The sequence below is a fragment of the Sphingobacteriales bacterium genome, from assembly GCA_016700115.1.
In the GTDB taxonomy this organism is placed as follows: domain Bacteria; phylum Bacteroidota; class Bacteroidia; order Chitinophagales; family UBA2359; genus UBA2359.
In genome coordinates this window covers 226,265-244,195 of the sequence record CP064999.1, presented here as the reverse complement: position 1 = coordinate 244,195, position 17,931 = coordinate 226,265, and the positions used below count along the sequence as shown (strand labels likewise).

The following is a 17,931-nucleotide window of genomic DNA, read 5'->3' as shown; positions in this document are numbered from 1 at the left end:
CGTTTTTTTTGTTTATCAGCTCACTAAAGAAAACCGCTAAATTGTTTTTTCAAAGGCTGAACCGGTTCTTTTCCAACCGGAACCGGTTCATTATCAACCGAAAATGGTTCATTATCAACCGAAAATGGCTCATTATCAACCGAAAATGGCTCATTATCAACTGGAAATGCTTCATTATCAACTGGAAATGCTTCATTATCAACTGGAAATGGTTCATTATCAACTGGAAATGCTTCATTATCAACTGGAAACGGAGCATTATCAACTGGAAATGGAGCATTATCAACTGGAAATGGTTCATTATCAACTGGAAATGGTTCATTATCAACTGGAAATGGTTCATTATCAACTGGAAATGGTTCATTATCAACTGGAAACGGAGCATTATCAACTGGAAATGCTTCATTATCAACTGGAAATGCTTCATTATCAACTGGAAATGCTTCATTATCAACTGGAAATGGAGCATTATCAACCGAAAATAGAGCATTATCAACTGAAAATAGAGCATTATCAACTGAAATAGTATTTTTCCAATCCCAAAGGCGCAAGTAGCAAAGTCGTGGTTGGAAATTACTAAGGTTAAAGACCGTTATTAACAGGTACTTTCGATACTTTTATTGGATTAAACAGATCAAGGGATTAAGGTATCTCTGCAACCTAAAGGTTCGTTTTATAGTGCCAAAGACTAATTTAGGTGCGCCACAAAATAGTTTTGTAGTATGCCTGATTTTTACAATTTGCAACGCAATTCTTTAAGGTCAAAATGAATATGCAAACTTTATAGCTATCTTGTCATTCCTTATGACGTTGTAGCCGGTTGGAGGCGAGGCGTTTGGACAATCCTGCAGACAGGACTTAAATTGGTGAAATGAACAGGCGCGATTTTGTTACTTCATTGCTTTTACTGAGTTCGGTATCAGGAGGGCAGGCCTGCAAAAACCTGACCTTAGACATAAATCCCTCAAAAACAAGTGAAGGGAGTTTAGAGCCTTATTCGGGAGAATGGACAGAAACCCTTGCGTCTTACTTGCTCAGGAGGACTACTTTTGGAGCCACACATCAACAGATATTACAATCGGTAAAAACAGGACTGAAAAGTACGATTGAACATTTGTTTGATGAATTGCCATTGCCCAACCCACCCCTAAACTATTTTTTTACGGAAGATCCCAATGTCCCGATTGGTAAAACCTGGGTGGAAGCCCCTTATTTGAAAGAGGTATTTTTTGAACAATATCGAAAAAAAAGTATCAGAGCGTGGATGATTGAACAATTATGGGGAGAAGGCATGTCAATTCGCGAACAATTGACCTTGTTCTGGCACAATCATTTTGGCGTTTCAGACATCATCGAACATAAGCAGGAGTATATCCACATCACATTGCTCAGAACTTATGCCTGGGGCAATTTTAAAGAATTAGTTAAGAAAGTAACGACAGACCCTGCTATGTTGCGGTTTTTGAACGGTCGCGACAATTCAGCAATTGCTCCCAATGAAAACTATGCCCGTGAATTGCTGGAGTTGTTTACCGTAGGAAAAGGTTTTCCGGCAGCTCAGGACGATTATAGCACTTTTACCGAAAAAGATGTGTTGGAAATTGCACGCGCCATGACAGGGTGGGAAGACAGAGGGTTTTATACTTTTGATGCAAATGAAAAAATTGAAGCCGTATTTAATGAACATGCACACGATAAAGGAGAAAAACAACTTTCACATCGTTTTGGCAACTCTAAGATTCCGCAGATGGGAAAAGACGAATATGCCTTTGTCATAGACTTGATATTTGAGCAGGAAGCGACGGCACTTCATATCTGCCGCAAACTTTATCGTTGGTTCGTTCATCATGCCATTGATGATACGATCGAAGAAAAAATTATTGTTCCTTTAGCGGAGCAATTGCGCCGTGAAAATTTTGAAATCAAGCCGGTTTTAATGCGTTTGCTGTGTAGCAGGCATTTTTTTGACCGCATGAAAGATGCACCTAAAATCAAAAATCCGTTGGAGTTTATAATAGGCGCACTCAGGCAGTTGGAAGTTAAGATGCCGGACAACTTCATCAGCCGCTATCATTTTTGCCATTATTTATATAAATTAGGGGCTTTAATGCAAATGGAGCTATTTAAACCGCCGGGTGTTGCCGGTTGGAAGGCCTATTATCAGGCACCGCAGTTTTACCGCAACTGGATCAATGCTTCTACCTTGCAATACAGAACCCGATATACTGATGAACTGACTCAGCAAAATGGCATGAAAGGTATGCCGGAAGGCTGGGAAAAGGTAAAACTAAATCCACTTTTTCTAATGAATAAATTAGAAAATCCATCAGACCCAAACAAGTTGATTGCCCAACTCTCGGGGCTGCTTTTTGTGCATCCATTAACCGCGCTTCAACACAGTAATCTCAAGGAAATTTTATTAGGCGGATTGCCCGATGATGAATGGACCAAAAACTGTTTAGCTTATCTGAATCAGAAATCTGATTGGAGCGAAACTTCCAGTTTGCTGACCAAAAGGCTGCTTTCACTTATTTCCACTATGCTAAAAATGCCGGAATTTTACCTGCTTTAACTGTTGACCTAATACCTGAAATTATTCGTTAAACCTTTAGTTTGCATTTTTGATATGAAAAGAAGAAAATTCCTTAGTCTGACCTCAACCGGAATTGCAGGGTTGCAGTTTACGCCGGTATTTGGGCAGCCGGAACCGGAATTTTCTAAGGGAAAAATCGAAAACGACCATATCCTAATCTTCATACAACTCAATGGTGGCAACGATGGATTGAACACAGTCATACCTTTGGGCAGTTATAGACAGTTGAAGCAAGCCCGCCCTAATATTCTGATTTCAGAAGACCGCCTTTTATGTCTGACGGATACCTTGTCGCTACATCCAAACCTGAATGGTTTACAAACATTGTTTGAAGAACAGCAACTTTGCATCGTGCAGAATGTTGGCTATCCCAATCAGAATCGCTCCCATTTCCGTTCGCTTGATATCTGGAACTCCGGCTCGCCTTCTGATAAATTTTGGGATACAGGTTGGCTGGCGCGGTATCTGGAAAAAAAACATTCCGGTTTTCCGGTTTATTATCCAAACCCCGATTTTCCCGCTCCTTTGGCAATCAGTTTGGGCAATATGGTGTCGGAAACCTGTCAGGGGTTAAATGCCAATTTCGGGTTTACTTTGAGCAGCCTCTCCAATCTCAGCAACCTGAGCGAACCTACCTTTGCAGAAACCCTGCACCCCGCTTATTCCGAAGAACTCGCTTTTTTAAGAACCGGAATTGTGCAGACCAATGCGTATGTCAAGGTAGTCGAAAAAGCAGTAAAACTTGGCAGAAATAAAGCGATTTACCCTGAAAACAACGAACTGGCACAACAACTTAAAATCGCAGCCAGATTGATTTCAGGAGGACTGCCTACTAAAGTCTATGTTTTGACTCTTGCAGGTTTTGACACACATGCTCATCAGGTACAGAAAGGCGAAACCGATTCCGGTACTCATGCAGTGCTGCTTAAAACTTTATCAGATGCCATTTTTGCCTTCCAGAAAGATTTAGGTTTACTGGGCTTAGACCATCGGGTTTTGGGGATGACCTATTCTGAGTTTGGCCGACAGATCCGCTCTAACGAAGCACTTGGAACCGATCATGGAGCTGCTGCTCCCTTGTTTGTGTTTGGTACGAATTTACAACATCAAATTATCGGGAACAATCCGGTAATACAAAATGAAATTGCGCCGCAGGAAGGAGTTTCCATGCAATACGATTTCAGAGAAGTCTATGCATCCGTTTTGGTAAACTGGTTGGGGGTTAGTGCAGGAGATATTCCCCGAATTTTTAACCAATCGTTTAACACCTTGCCTATCGTGAAAAAAGTTTAGCTTTGCTACGGGAAGCCCTCTTTTCATCATTTCCCTAATTTCACCTTTAAACTTAAAAATTCTATGCAAAATCTTAAATCTCATTTTTTTACAAGTGTGCTCTTTCTGGTGATTTTATTTTTAGCCGGCATAAATTCATCCTGTACCATTGAAAAGGCAGATGACAGCAAAGACAAGACCGCTACCCCTGACACTACTCAAAATAAACCGAAAACTTTTGATGGGGAATATTTTTTTACCGGTAAACCCAACGACAGAGAAATGATGCTAAAAATTGTGATGAAACAAAAAAGCATCAGAGCCTTTTACTACTATACAGACGACGGAAAAGAAACCGCTATTGCCGGAGATCTGACCTCGGACACAACAGGCGAAATGAACCAATATGACAAAAACGGAAATGTTGTCGAGAAATTTATGGGAACTTTTAAAACAGACGGAACAGCAGATATAGTCCGGCAGAAACCCGGTGATACCACATCTGTCAGATTTACCATTACGCCATTAAAAGACCCTTCCGCCTATCAACCCAAGATGTAATCAATTTTAACTTTTCACCAAAAAACGAGCTTCCGTTGGAAATTCATTCCGGTCGGCCAATGCCTTTGACTGCTTATCTGAAATATCTGTTTCAGTACAGGGAGTTTATCCTCACTCTGGTAGGGCGAGCATTTAAAATCAGGTATGCACAAACATTTTTGGGGAGTTTGTGGCTTGTTTTACAACCCTTAATCAATTTGGCCATTTTTGTTTTGCTTTTTGACCGGCTATTGGGTATTTATTCGGGGCGGGCACCTTATGCTTTGTTTGCTTTCTGCGGATTATTAGGCTGGAATTTGTTTTCTCATCTAAGCAATCAGGGCAGTTCTGCCATCATTTATAATCAGGATCTGGTCAAACGACTCAGTTTTCCAAAATTAACGCTGGTGATAACCCAAATTCTGACCGGATTGCTCGATTTTGCAATCGGTTTTGCCATCCTGTTGTTGGGAACTGTGGTATTAGGCAATGGTTTACATGCTTCCCTTTTATTGTTGCCTGTTTTTATCCTCATCAACCTGAGTACAGGTACTGCAATCGCCCTTTTGATGAACATTGTAGCGATTAAACACCGGGATTATTATCAGGCTTTGCCTTATTTGCTTAACTTTGGAATTTGGATAACCCCGGTTTTTTACCCGGTATCCATCATCCCGGAACACTACCGGTTTTTGTTGTACTTCAATCCGATGGCCGGAGTTATTGAAGGGTACCGGTGGTGTGTGCTTCAGGAAGGCAAGTTGGATATGGGGTTTCTGCCGGTTTATCTGATAACCTTTGTTTTATTGGGTTTGGGTTTTTACTTATTCAAACAGAAAGAACCAACCTTTATCAATTCACTTTAATTCAACCATTAAAATACCAGATTTATGCGCAATGTTTTCAGACAAAACGAACTGCAAAACCGGTTTGATCAGTCCGGATATGTAATTTTACCGTTTCTGTCGGCTGAGGAAGTTGCCCTGTTGCGTCAGGCTTATTTTGATACGCTGCCCCTGAAAGGAGGCAATATTACCGGAGAAGAAGTAACAACTGTGGATGTCAAAGAGCGGATAACTTATGATTTCACCTTTATTGATAAAAGCATTGACTATAAGAAAACCGTATTTGACCTTATCACCAATGCCTTTAAATCGTGTACAGACCAATATTTAGAGGGCTATAAACCCATCATTGCCAACTTTATATTTAAATCTGAAAATGACGGCGAAGTGCCATTGCACCAAAACTGGGCATTTGTAGATGAAAGCCGGTTTACTTCTGTTTCGGTCTGGGTGCCTTTGGTGGACAGTAATGAGCAGAATGGCACTTTGCAAATGGTAAACGGCAGTCATAAGCGTTTTGGGCAAATCAGGGGGCCGTTAGTTCCCTGGGAGTTGGATGAAATCAAAGGCGACATCATCAAAAACTACTTAACCCCGATGAATGTGCAGGCAGGGCAGGCGGTGATCCTCGACGACAGCATTGTGCATTATTCCGACATCAACCGAACCCATGATTTGCGCCTCGCCATTCAATTAATCATGATTCCCGAAGAAGCGGAAGCGATTCATTACCATTATGACCTGGAACCCGGCAAAAGCGAGGTGAAAATTTGGGAAGTTGACCGGGATTTTTTTATAAGTTTTAACCCATGGAAAATACCGGAGCAGGTTAAAACAATCGGCACATTAAAATTTTCCGGCCGGTTTATTGACCGGACTGAGTTTGACGAGCGTTTTTTTATGCCTCGCTATGATGGGGTGGTTACAGAGGTCGAATTGCCACCTGTTTTAGAATCGGCAAAAGCGCTACACACACCTCAACCTTCTCTTTCAAAGGGCTTAACAATCAATCACAATATGCACTCTATTTTTATCAGTTCCGAACAACAAAAACATTTTGACGAAAACGGTTGGGTGGTCATAGATCTGCTTTCAGAAGACGAGGTAAACGACTTGCTCGCTTTCTACCATACCCATGACTCAGAATCCAAGCCTAAACATGGTTTTTATGTCAGTCTGGACAGCAACGACCAAAGTTTTACACAAAACATCATCACCAAACTTACGGAAGTGATGGGCGCAAATGCTAACCGGTTTTTCAAAAACTATAAATTGTTTACCGGTAGTTATGTGGTTAAAGAACCGGGTAAACAAGGGATTGTTCCTCCTCATCAGGACTGGACTTTTGTAGATGAATCTCAGTTTTTTTCAGCCACAGTCTGGACACCTTTGGTGGATGTGAATGTTGAAAACGGCGCATTGGGCGTTATTTCGGGTAGTCACCGGTATTTTAACCATCCCCGCCCTTCTCCGGCACCCATTTTTAAAGCCCCTTTTGATGCGCATGTGTTCACCGTATTCCCTTATTTACAGGTGATCGAGCTAAAAGCAGGGCAGGCGTTGGTGTTTAATAACCGAACAATACATGCTTCTCCTCCCAATGTGTCAGAAAAACCGCGAATTGCTGCGGGAATAGGGCTGACCCATGAAGACGCTCAACTCATTCATTGTTATATGGAACCGGTTAAAAAAAATCCTACTGTCGGAATTTACAAAGTTGATGAAAGTTTTTTTCCGGTGTACAATAACGCCCGCCTGAAAACCATGTATGAACAGGGCATTTCTCTGGCAGAAGAAGGTTGGGAAAAAATTGCCGAAGTGCCCTTAAAAACTCCCGAACTCAGTGCAGATGAACTGGTAAAAAAAATCACCCTGTCGGGAAATACGTTTAACTGGTCATTGGCAAATAAAATGGCAGTGCTGTTTGGCTACGACATTTCCGGAGGGACGATACCCTATCACTCAAAACCCGAACCCTCGTCGGGTGCTGCTACTCAGGCAGCCCCGCTTCCTGAAAAAAGTGAGGAATGGTATGAAATTTATACTCCCAAACGAATTGTTGCGGAGGTAATCCATAAAGTCAGTCGTGCACAAGAAAATCCGGAAGTTTATACTCCGGCAAATATGGCTTCAGAACTTTTTCATCGTATAAAAGGGTCAAAAGTATTGAAAAGTGCGGCCTATTCCATAGCAGGAACCTTGTTGTTGCGGTTGTCGTGGTCAGTTTTGAGATTTTTCTGGCGAAGGCGCACTAAAATATAAAGCCGAATGAACGGAATATTTTTACAGCCCCATTTATCGGAATCATTCAGGGAAAAGGGTTATTTGTTAATTGATCTGTTGAGCCAACCTGAAACAGAGGAGTTATGGAATTTTTACCATGCACTCCACCATACTCATAAAACCGGTTATGGTTTTCATGTCAGTTTAGATAATCATGACCCTGAGTTCGTCAGGCAAATCAATAACAAAGTTTTAAAGATTCTGAACCAAAATCTGACGAATTTCTTTACCGGTTTCAGGTTGATTTCAGGCCGGTTTTTAGTCAAGGATGAAAACCGACAGGGGTTGGTTACCCCGCATCAGGATTGGTCGTTTACCAACGAAACTGAACAAACTTTTTCCGCCACAATCTGGATTCCACTGAAAGATGTCGGCATACAAAACGGTGCCATTGGTGTGATTGAAGGCAGCCACAAGTTATATAAAGGCATAAGGGCAACGCCATTGCCCATTTTTAAAGTTCCTTTTGAAGATTGTGCCGCCCGGATTTTTCCTTACCTGAAAATATTGGACATGAAAGCAGGGCAAGCTTTGATGATGGACAATAGACTGATTCACGGCTCTCCTCCAAATCTAAACCCGCAACCCCGCATTGCTGTAGGTGCTGAAATTATTCCCGCAGAGGCTACCCTTTATCATTACTACCTCCATCCCAAATTTCAGGAAATTGAGCAATACGAAATTGACGATACTTTTTTTTACAGATTCAGTAATGCCAAGCTCCTGGATTTGTACCGCAACAATTCCGGCCCCGATGGTTATAAAGCCGTCAACCGGTTACCTTACAACCCCAAACAACTGACATGGGAACAAGTCAACCAACAAATACAATCGCTGTTCCCTCATGTTTACAACCCCTTGCTTCAACATATTTTCGACTACAGTTACCAACACACCGACAAACATCCTTTTGAATCAAATCATCAGACGCATAGTGCCACATCTTCTAACTCGATATTAAACCGGGTTATTAGTTGGCTAAAACAATAAACAAATGCTATGACAAACAACATCATCAAAGACGAACGTCTCGAAAAAATAATGGACAAAGACGGATATTTTGTTGTCAAATCATTTCTGACCGGACAACAATTGCAGGCATTAGAAAACCTGTATGCCGAATATCGCCCTACTGACGAAATCAACAAGTACGGGTTTTATGCCAGCACCTTTTCGTCCAATATTGACTACCGGCAAAGGTTGAAGCAGGAAATCCCCAATATCTTCAAGCCTTCTTTAGAGAAGATGTTTAAGGACTATAAATTCATCGGGGCAAATTTTATTCTTAAAATTCCGGGAGGAAACAGCCGTTTGGAGATTCATCAGGATACGACTCTTGTTGATGAATCGCGCTTTACCCCGGTCAATGTATGGTGTCCCATGGTGGATGTGAATGTAGAAAATGGTACACTTTACCTCATTCCGGGCAGTCACCGGTTTTTTAACAACATTCGCATTCCCGCCATTCCTTACCCATATCAGGACATCTTTCCGCATGTACTGACCCATTTAATGCCCATTTCAGTAAAGCGGGGTGATGCGGTGATTTTCAACTCCTCTATCATTCATTATTCGCCCGATAACAAATCCGGCACAGAAAGGGTAGTGGCTGATACTTGTCTGACACACCGCGATGCCGAAATCAGAGTATATCATAAAGAACCCGGTCAAACCGATGATTCTTTGGAGATCATCAGTCAGCAGGACGATTTTCTGGAAAAATTCCTATACTTCCGGGAAAATATCTTTGCCCGTCCTGAAGAGGGCACTACGATCGGACACATCAATTATTCGCATAATAAAGTCAGTGAGACAGAATTTGACTCTTTGGCAAACAGGCTGACTAATAAACACTCCTTTAGCGAATTCGATTTTAAAACAGGCGCACTTCAAAAATCTTTTTTTCCGGCAACGGGAATGGCAAAGTTGAATCAATTGGCATACCGGATAAAATCGTTGTTTCAGACAACGGAAGCATAATATGGAAGCAAGAAGTTTAAGGACTTGAACTTCAACCTATTATTACATCAATTTGTTATCTCAAACATTAATTAATCACCACTCAAACCTAACATATTTATTTTGATGAAAATTTTTTGCATAGGGCGTAACTATGCCGAACATGCCAAAGAACTGGGCAATATAGTACCGGATGAGCCTATTGTTTTTTGTAAACCTCCCACGGCAGTACTCAAAGATGGTGCTCCATTCTTTCATCCCGATTTCTCTTCAGACATACACCACGAAGCAGAAATTGTGGTTCGTATTGCTAAACACGGGAAGCATATCGCCGAAAAATTTGCCCACAAATACTATGACCATGTTACCATAGGTATTGACTTTACCGCCCGCGACCTTCAATCGCGGTTAAAAACCAAAGGTCACCCCTGGGAAATTGCAAAAGGATTTGACGGCTCAGCTCCAGTCGGGCATTTTATAGCACTCAAAAACCTTCCACCGGTCAACAATATTGAGTTTTCATTACTCAAAAACGGACAAATCGTTCAGGCAGGAAATACCGCAGACCTGTTATTCTCTTTCGATAAAATTATCAGCTACGTCTCATCCTTTTTTACTCTCCATAAAGGAGACTATATTTTTACTGGAACTCCTGAAGGGGTAGGGAGGGTACAGACCGGCGATCACCTGGAAGGATTTATAGGAGGACATAAACTGCTCGATTGCAAGGTATTGTAACCACAGCTTTTCAACTTTGAGACTTACCGCCACGTTTTTATAATAATTTGCGAACTTTGTATTCATAACACGATTAAACCACCATTTAACCTCTGATGTATCATGTCTGAATTTACCGACAACGTAAAAACCTCTGTGCAAAGCGGCGCACAAAAGACTATGCGCTTTTTCAAACGCCTGTTGATTTACGCTTTGGTCATCAGTGTTGTAGCAGCAATCGGCTATTACTTTTTTGCCCAGATGACCCTTAGTGAAGGCAGCCGTGCCGGGTATCTCGTAAAAATATCTAAAAAAGGCGTTGTGTTTAAAACTTACGAAGGACAGTTGAACTTAGCCGGTATGGGACAAGGCGGTGTAGCGAATATGAGCGAAGAAAATGTGTGGAATTTTACCGCAGCCAACGAAACTGTTTTTTACGAACTTCAAAAACAAGAAGGTAAAAAAGTTGCCCTTCACTATAAAGAGCGATATAAGGTCTTCCCTTGGCAAGGGGAAACCAGGTATTTCGTTTACCGGGTAGAAACGGTTGAGTAAATAAATATGAACTTTTACGCTGCAACCGACCTGAACGACACCATCATTGCCCTCATTACCCCACCCGGAATAGGCGCAATAGGCGTATTGCGTATGAGCGGCAGCAGCGCTATTGCCATCTGTGATGAGGCATTTAAGGGAAAAATCCTGCAAAAACAACCATCACATACCATCCATTTTGGGACTATCGTCAACGATGAAGGGGAAATTATAGATGAAGTGCTTGTCAGCCTTTTTAAAGCGCCGCACTCCTATACTTCCGAAGATACGGTAGAAGTGAGTTGTCATGGTTCACCTTTTATTTTACAACAGGTGCTCACCTTGTTTTTGAGCAAAGGCGCACGGCTTGCCAAGCCCGGAGAGTTTACCATGCGCGCTTTTTTGCATGGCAAGTTAGACCTCAGTCAGGCAGAAGCAGTGGCCGACCTCATCGCATCAGAAACCAAAGCCGCACACGATATAGCCCTCCGGCAAATGAGAGGCGGGTTTTCAAATCAACTTAAACAGCTACGCGAACAACTCATCAACTTTGCTTCTCTGATAGAATTAGAGTTAGATTTCAGCACCGAAGATGTGGAATTTGCCGACCGCACCCAACTTGTCGGTTTAGTGCAACAACTCCTTACCACACTTACCCAACTCATCAACTCTTTTGCATTAGGCAATGTCATCAAAAGTGGAGTAACTACCGTGATTGCCGGTCGTCCTAATGCAGGCAAATCCACCCTGCTTAACACATTGCTGAACGAAGAACGCGCCATAGTCAGCGAAATCGCAGGCACTACCCGCGATACTATTGAAGAAATACTGAACATCAATGGCATTTCCTTCCGCCTCATAGATACTGCCGGAATCCGCGAAGCACAAGACCGGATTGAAGAAATAGGAGTTGAAAAAACCATGCAAAAAATAGCTCAGGCTACCTTACTCCTGTACGTGTTTGATGTTACACAACTTTCTCCTGCCGAGGTGGAAAAAGACCTGCAACAACTTCAACCCGATGGAGCCACTACTCTGATAATTGCCAACAAATTAGATGAACTGGACGAACAGGTGGGGAACGGATATGATTATATCAGCCGCTTTTTCCCCGATAACTATATTGCCCTGTCTGCAAAACGAGGGGAGGGGATAGGCAAACTAAAGGAAGCCTTGTATCAATCAGTTACCGGCGGCTTTGACCAAATAGCCGAAGGCGGTACAAGCACTATTGTGAGTAATGTGAGGCATTTAGAAGCTCTGCAAAGTGCTAAAAAGGCATTGATTCAGGTTTTAGAAGGAATCAACCAACAGATTAGTGGCGAACTGTTGGCAGCCGATATCAGAACAGCACTGGATTATCTGGCTCAGATAACGGGGGAAGAAATCACCCCGGACGACTTGTTGGGCAATATCTTTAGTAAGTTTTGTATCGGAAAGTAAGTAGCAATAATTTTTTTGTAATTATGTCGCAATGTTGAGAGAAACCTCAGTCAAATGAGCGTTCCGAAAAAAATCTGTATCATTAAATAAATTCTTATGAAAAAGCTAATTATTTTATTTGCATATATTTTAATAAGTATAAGCCTCAACTCCCAAACAATTGAATTCCAAAACGGAAATGCTAAGTTTGAATTAGGAGATTATCAAGGGGCAATTCAAGATTACAACAAAGCGATTGTGATAAATCCTAAATTTAGCGAAGTATATTGTGCCCGGAGAATTCTTAAATTTGTTTTAGGCAACAAACGAAGTGGTTGCTTAGATTTGAGCAAAGCAGGTGAATTAGGAAATTTTTGAAGCATACGAAATAATTAAAGATTATTGTTATTGACAACAATATCCTATACATCTTATAGCTCACGCAACTATGTATTACATATTGAAATGGTTAATTGAAAAAAATAGCATATCCAATATCTTCTTAGATAATGGTAAGTTTTATTTTCGGCTTCATATCAATTATCTTTTGTTTGATCGTATTTCAGCAAGTTAAATGATAGCTTGTAATGTTCCTTTATTCATTTTTTTAGAGGTGGAAGGGAACAGAGATACCATTAGATTTTATCGGGTGTTTAAAAGATATGTGCGAATAATGGGTTAGGTTTTTCGAACAGCATCAATAATTCTATTCTTCACGCTGCTCCAAGTTACACTTTTGTCAAAAATAAGCGGAGTTGGGTTTTCTTCTGCATCATCAAAATAAACAAGACTTCGCAATACATGAAATAGTGTTTGATGCGGATATTTTTCTTGATACAATCCCAGGATTTTATTTAAGTCAATCAATTCTAACAAGAAGTAAAGGTCATAAAAGTCTTTTTTACTACCACGCCCGGTAATAGCATCAAGCTTCATTGGAGCAATATCTTCTATGCTTAGCAACCTAATATTCTCTATTTCTATAACCGGTCTTATAAAAGGGTAACGAAACCGTATAAAATCTACTTTCACACTATTTATATTGCATATAATGGTTTGTGGTAATTGTTGTCTTACTTCTACATTGTAATCTAGTAAAAGAAGGGCTAATAAAGTTTGTGAATCGAAATCTTCAATCGTAAACAAATCTAAGTCTATGGATTTACGATGTCCGATTTGCAAAGCTAATGCGGTTTCACCCACTAATACAAACTGTTGCAGACTATTATTTTTCATCAAGCTATTCAATAGCTCCAATGCGATTGGTTCAACTGCTTTTCTGTGTAGCATCTGAATTGATTTAAGGGAGTTCTAAAATAGACACTACAGAAATTAAGTACCCGGACATCTAAATAACGGAGCTGCTTGGTTATTTTTTTGAGTTTGGGTTTACCGTAATAGGCTTTAATAGCAAAAAAATCATCTAACGTACCTAAGTGCATCACTCTTTCTACAATAAAAGCAGCATGTTTTTCGGGATCAATCGAGTTTTTATCTACATCCCAAAATAATGAGTCTGAAAGAGGAAGTAGGGTTTTTCGGGGCATCAGATATTTATTTGTTATAGTAGTATAGTAATCTTAACATTACAAATGCAAATCTACGATTTTAGCGACTATTATCAGGAAATTAGTTTAAGCCTTAGAAGTAGCGGATTTTCTTAATTGGCTATCTGATACTTTGTTTACTTTATCGTAAATTGTCCCATTATACAAAATGCAAATCAACCCAATACCCTGTTTTCGTCCTGCCAAAATCTTGTTTCACTATTAGCTAACATCTTCAAAGAAAGAAAAAAGCCAAGCCCGAAAGGCCTCAATACGAATAACCACAGGTGCAACCTGTGGACAACATGCACATCAATCCAAACCAACCTGAAGGGAGTTTTCAGGGCTGTAGCTTTTTGATAATGAAAATAACCCTATTGATAAGCAGCATTAAAACAAGCCTATAAAGACGGGTATTTACTGTAGGAAACACTTTTTCTTTTTATGGAAGGTTGGGAAGGGATATATAGTTTTGATTGTATCGTATTGATATGAGAAAGAATATCCCGTAGAGATACAATATCGGAATCAAATCATCAACACAAACCAAGAATCCCGTAAGGTTTCAACAGTGATTGAGGGAAGATATCTAAAACTTTACCGCTAAAGTCATTAAAATAGGTTGAATGTCTATGACATTTTATATGTTTGTTTCGAGTGTGTTACCGATATTTAATACCTACGGTATTATGTTTGTGCATTATAGGCAACTAAGTAATTAAGTCTTTAAAAATTCGTACATGCTTTACATCGGCATTGCCAACAACTTCCGCTTTGTTAACTTAATGCTGTCGGGATAAGTATGAGTTTTAAATAGGAATAGAGAATCTTGCAAAATACAACGACCACAAATAAATTGGAAGATGATTGGTTTAGCGACATTAAATCGCTTTATTCATGATTCCCAAAATGCTAAAGAGAAGATGATACAGAGTAAGGTAAGAAGGCAGAATCTTGACATCAAATTTCAAACTCACTTTTAAAAGTCTAACTTTGCCGGACACAAACAAAAGTCAAAGATGTTTTCTATTCCAAACGAAGAAGAGCAGGTTGAAGTATTAATGAAAGAGGGTAAATATTCCGATGCTATAATAGTATTGGAACAGATACTCCCTCAATTTAAAGCAAACGAAGCATGGGAAGCGTATGTAAAGCACTTAAATCTCTATAGTCAAAGTTTGTGGAGGGACAGGCAATTAGATAAAGCTCTTAAAGAATCGGAAAAGATATTGACAGTTTGTATTTCCCTTTTAGGTGAACAGCACCCGGAAACTGCTCAATGCTATAATAATTTGGGTGCATGTCAGTTTATTTTAGGAAATCTTAAACAAGCAATAAACTATTATGAACAATCCTTAGCCATACGTTTAGTTGTTTTAGAGAAAAACCATTATGATACAGGGGTTAACTATAATAATTTAGGTTTATGTTACAACAATTTTGGAGATTTTAAAAAAGCTATTGCATTTACAGAACAAGCTTTGATCATCTTTTTACAAGCATTGGGCGAAATGCATCCTTATATTGCCGGCTGCTATAGTAATTTGGGAATTTTATACGAAGAACAAGGCAATCATGCCAAAGCAATTGCTTATTTTCAGAAATCTTTAATTATTAAATTAAACATTTTAGGAGAACAACATCCTGATACAGCATTAACTTACAATAATTTAGGAGCTAGTTATAATTCATTAAGAAAATATAAAAATGCAATCTATTTTACTCAAAAAGCATTAAACATTAGATTAAAAATTTTAGGAAAAGATCATACAGATTTAGGATTTAGTTGCAATAATTTAGGCCTATTGTATATCATTACTGGAAATTACAAACAAGCCTTTAACTATTTGCAACAAGCTATATCAATTTATTCTGCTCAACCAGAAAGTTTTCATCCAAAAACAAGTAGCATTTACATAAATTTGGCAGATTGTTATCAACGACAAGGAAACGAAGAACAAGCCTTAGCTTGTTATAAACAAGCTTTAGAAATAGATTTAGCAATTTATGGCGAACAAAACTATTCTACGGCAGTAAGTTATTTAGGTTTTGCAGTTTATTATCAAAGAAACTGCCAAGCTAATCTTGCTTTACAATATTCGCAAAAAGCGCTGCAAGCCTTAGCCTTAATTACACCGGATTTTGACGAATATCTGTTGCCTGAAATTAAAGATTACAATGGAATATTGGAACTGTTAGATATCTTAGTTTATAAAGCCACAGCATTCTTTTTAAAATATCAGCAAACACTTAATCCTAAAAACTTAGCCGCTTCATTAGCTTTTTTTCAATGTGCCGACCAACTGATAGATCAATTTAGACACAGTTTTAAATTCGAAGGTAGTAAACTGATATTGGCCGAGAAAAGTAAGCAGTTTTTGTGTGATAAAGGTTTGGAAACAGTTTGGTCGGCAGAGCAATATTTCCAAAGTAATGGACAAGATATTTACCAAAAAAATGTTGTCTCTTATAACCAATTGCTCAATTACCGATTATTAGACACCCCCATTGAAAAAGCATTTTATTTATCAGAAAAAAGCAAAGGAATGCTTTTGTTCGCTGGCATGAAAGATGTTGAAGCAAGGGGGAATAGTCAACTTCCATTAGAATTGAAAGAGCAAGAATATTGGCTGCGTATTGACTTGACCAATTTGGAGCAAAACATCATAGAGGAAGAGAGTAAGCATAAGGATAATCAAGATAAAGATATGTTGACCGGATGGCAAAATTCATATTTCGATTGTAAAGTCAAATACGATGCTTTGATTGAACAATTAGAAATAAAATATCCGCACTATTATCATTTAAAATACGACCTCAAAGTTGCCGATATTTCCCAAATTCAATCCAAGCTTTCTCCGCAAACAGCGATGATTAGTTATGTGGTGAGCGACAAATATTTATACAGCATCGTCATCACTTCCCAATCTGCTAATTGGTTGCAGCAAAATATACCGGACGATTTCGAAGGTTTGGTAGATGACCTGCTCTTTTCATTCGAGCCTTTCGGTAAGGAGGACTACATCACCTACGCCCACAATATGTACCGCATCTTACTGCAACCTTTGGAGCAAAACGGTTGGTTAGAGGGCATCGGGCGGTTGGTTATCATTCCCGACGGCATATTGTCGCGCATCCCATTCGAGGCATTGCTCACCCAATCAACCTCTGCCGCCACTCCTTACAACCAACTCAATTACCTCCTGCATCAATACGTCATCAGCTACCACTATTCCGCCACCCTTTGGCTCGGTCAGCAAACGATGGATGCGCATTTGCCCGAAAGCGAAACGAGTTTCCTCGGCTTTGCTCCGGTTTACAACGACAACATTCAACCGGCCAAAGAGCACGATATAGATTTATCGTTAGACGTTGAATTGCTTGCGAATCTGGACATTGAATTAGAAGAAGTGAGCCGAAGGACACGATACGCTGAGTCGGAAGGGGTAACAAGGGGAAAGGTAGAAGGAAAAGAGTATGCCGAATTGCACTACACCGAAAAGGAGGTGCAACAAGCCGGACGCGCTTTTGCCGAAAAAGGCCATGCCTCGCGGGTGTTGTTGCATCAATCGGCTACCTTAGACGCTTTTAAGCAATTGGCCGGAAGATATCGCTACCTGTTAATCGCCGCACATGCCGACATGGACGACGAGCATCCCGAACAAACGGGCATTATCTTTTCGCCCAACGAAGAGGACGGCAGGGGCATTTTCTATATGGGAGATGCCTACAACTTACCTCTTCAAGCGGAATTGGTGGTGTTAAGTTGTTGCGAGTCGGGGTTAGGAAAAATCAACAAAGGTGAAGGCACGATGGCGCTCAACCGCGGATTTCTCTATGCGGGCGCAAAAAATGTGATCTTTACTTTATTTAAGGTGTACGACAGGGAGTCGTGCGAACTGACTACGGTGTTTTTTCAACAATTGCTATCAGGTTTAACCTGCGCCGAAGCCCTGCACAGCGCAAAACTGCAACTCGCCGAACGGGGGTTGATGCCGTTGAAGTGGGCGGGATATGTGTTGGTGGGGAAATAGGGGGATTAGTTATGAGTTAGTTGTCGCTTAAGAACATGTTAACGCCTTAAAAATAAGGCAAAAAGTGTCTAAAAAGTTATGAAATAATTGCAAGATTGCGTAAATTTAGAAGTAAAAACTTGCAATTTATGTTGTCCAAAAAGTTAACTCTGGAGAGGGTAACCTATACTTTTCATTGAGAGATA

Annotated in this window: 15 protein-coding genes; 12 read left to right on the top strand and 3 right to left on the bottom strand. The window is 40.1% G+C overall.

What is annotated here, in order from left to right; translation table 11 throughout:
- Positions 1–23 precede the first annotated feature (23 nt).
- Positions 24–551, bottom strand: coding sequence for a hypothetical protein (locus tag IPM47_00970; protein ID QQS29552.1), 528 nt, complete (start codon positions 549–551; stop codon positions 24–26).
- A gap of 320 nt (positions 552–871) precedes the next feature.
- Here IPM47_00970 and IPM47_00965 point away from each other — a divergent pair, with 320 nt between their 5' ends.
- From IPM47_00965 to IPM47_00915, 11 genes are all read left to right on the top strand, one after another.
- Positions 872–2,572 (top strand): DUF1800 domain-containing protein, encoded by a 1,701-nt coding sequence (locus tag IPM47_00965; GenBank protein QQS29551.1) that lies wholly within the window; start codon positions 872–874, stop codon positions 2,570–2,572.
- A gap of 54 nt (positions 2,573–2,626) precedes the next feature.
- Positions 2,627–3,886: a DUF1501 domain-containing protein gene (locus IPM47_00960; protein QQS29550.1), complete on the top strand. Its 1,260-nt coding sequence runs from the start codon at positions 2,627–2,629 to the stop codon at positions 3,884–3,886.
- 63 nt (positions 3,887–3,949) lie between these two features.
- Positions 3,950–4,426 (top strand): hypothetical protein, encoded by a 477-nt coding sequence (locus IPM47_00955; protein ID QQS29549.1) that lies wholly within the window; start codon positions 3,950–3,952, stop codon positions 4,424–4,426.
- A gap of 35 nt (positions 4,427–4,461) precedes the next feature.
- Complete coding sequence (locus IPM47_00950) at positions 4,462–5,271, top strand: ABC transporter permease (protein ID QQS29548.1); 810 nt, start codon at positions 4,462–4,464, stop codon at positions 5,269–5,271.
- 24 nt (positions 5,272–5,295) lie between these two features.
- Positions 5,296–7,512, top strand: a complete 2,217-nt coding sequence (locus IPM47_00945; protein ID QQS29547.1) for a phytanoyl-CoA dioxygenase family protein — start codon at positions 5,296–5,298, stop codon at positions 7,510–7,512.
- 6 nt (positions 7,513–7,518) lie between these two features.
- The gene (locus IPM47_00940; protein ID QQS29546.1) at positions 7,519–8,523 is read left to right on the top strand and encodes a phytanoyl-CoA dioxygenase family protein; all 1,005 of its coding nucleotides are present in this window, start codon (positions 7,519–7,521) and stop codon (positions 8,521–8,523) included.
- 9 nt (positions 8,524–8,532) lie between these two features.
- Positions 8,533–9,513, top strand: a complete 981-nt coding sequence (locus IPM47_00935; GenBank protein ID QQS29545.1) for a phytanoyl-CoA dioxygenase family protein — start codon at positions 8,533–8,535, stop codon at positions 9,511–9,513.
- A gap of 105 nt (positions 9,514–9,618) precedes the next feature.
- A complete protein-coding gene (locus IPM47_00930; protein ID QQS29544.1) occupies positions 9,619–10,230 on the top strand; it encodes a fumarylacetoacetate hydrolase family protein in 612 nt (203 codons plus the stop codon).
- A gap of 159 nt (positions 10,231–10,389) precedes the next feature.
- Entirely contained in the window at positions 10,390–10,764 is a 375-nt protein-coding gene (locus tag IPM47_00925; protein ID QQS31357.1) for a 6-phosphogluconate dehydrogenase, read from the top strand.
- 6 nt (positions 10,765–10,770) lie between these two features.
- A complete protein-coding gene (mnmE, locus tag IPM47_00920) occupies positions 10,771–12,186 on the top strand; it encodes a tRNA uridine-5-carboxymethylaminomethyl(34) synthesis GTPase MnmE (protein QQS29543.1) in 1,416 nt (471 codons plus the stop codon).
- Between the two features lie 96 nt (positions 12,187–12,282).
- A complete protein-coding gene (locus tag IPM47_00915) occupies positions 12,283–12,543 on the top strand; it encodes a tetratricopeptide repeat protein (protein QQS29542.1) in 261 nt (86 codons plus the stop codon).
- 300 nt (positions 12,544–12,843) lie between these two features.
- Here IPM47_00915 and IPM47_00910 read toward each other — a convergent pair whose 3' ends face one another.
- Both IPM47_00910 and IPM47_00905 read right to left on the bottom strand, forming a co-directional pair.
- Positions 12,844–13,455: a nucleotidyl transferase AbiEii/AbiGii toxin family protein gene (locus IPM47_00910; protein ID QQS29541.1), complete on the bottom strand. Its 612-nt coding sequence runs from the start codon at positions 13,453–13,455 to the stop codon at positions 12,844–12,846.
- On the bottom strand, positions 13,410–13,712 hold the full coding sequence (locus tag IPM47_00905; protein QQS29540.1) for a hypothetical protein: 303 nt from the start codon (positions 13,710–13,712) through the stop codon (positions 13,410–13,412). Before IPM47_00905 ends, IPM47_00910 begins: the two co-directional genes overlap by 46 nt.
- A 1,019-nt stretch (positions 13,713–14,731) precedes the next feature.
- On the opposite strand from IPM47_00905, the gene IPM47_00900 reads away from it, so the two are divergent.
- Positions 14,732–17,746: a CHAT domain-containing protein gene (locus IPM47_00900; GenBank protein QQS29539.1), complete on the top strand. Its 3,015-nt coding sequence runs from the start codon at positions 14,732–14,734 to the stop codon at positions 17,744–17,746.
- Positions 17,747–17,931 lie beyond the last annotated feature (185 nt).

Bases quoted from the DNA above. Each gene is read 5' to 3' on its own strand.
- IPM47_00965 (QQS29551.1), top strand. From the start codon at position 872: ATGAACAGGCGCGATTTTGTTACTTCATTGCTTTTACTGAGTTCGGTA.
- IPM47_00960 (QQS29550.1), top strand. From the start codon at position 2,627: ATGAAAAGAAGAAAATTCCTTAGTCTGACCTCAACCGGAATTGCAGGG.
- IPM47_00955 (QQS29549.1), top strand. From the start codon at position 3,950: ATGCAAAATCTTAAATCTCATTTTTTTACAAGTGTGCTCTTTCTGGTG.
- IPM47_00945 (QQS29547.1), top strand. From the start codon at position 5,296: ATGCGCAATGTTTTCAGACAAAACGAACTGCAAAACCGGTTTGATCAG.
- IPM47_00940 (QQS29546.1), top strand. From the start codon at position 7,519: ATGAACGGAATATTTTTACAGCCCCATTTATCGGAATCATTCAGGGAA.
- IPM47_00935 (QQS29545.1), top strand. From the start codon at position 8,533: ATGACAAACAACATCATCAAAGACGAACGTCTCGAAAAAATAATGGAC.
- IPM47_00930 (QQS29544.1), top strand. From the start codon at position 9,619: ATGAAAATTTTTTGCATAGGGCGTAACTATGCCGAACATGCCAAAGAA.
- IPM47_00925 (QQS31357.1), top strand. From the start codon at position 10,390: ATGCGCTTTTTCAAACGCCTGTTGATTTACGCTTTGGTCATCAGTGTT.
- mnmE (QQS29543.1), top strand. From the start codon at position 10,771: ATGAACTTTTACGCTGCAACCGACCTGAACGACACCATCATTGCCCTC.
- IPM47_00915 (QQS29542.1), top strand. From the start codon at position 12,283: ATGAAAAAGCTAATTATTTTATTTGCATATATTTTAATAAGTATAAGC.
- IPM47_00910 (QQS29541.1), bottom strand. From the start codon at position 13,455: ATGCTACACAGAAAAGCAGTTGAACCAATCGCATTGGAGCTATTGAAT.
- IPM47_00905 (QQS29540.1), bottom strand. From the start codon at position 13,712: ATGCCCCGAAAAACCCTACTTCCTCTTTCAGACTCATTATTTTGGGAT.
- IPM47_00900 (QQS29539.1), top strand. From the start codon at position 14,732: ATGTTTTCTATTCCAAACGAAGAAGAGCAGGTTGAAGTATTAATGAAA.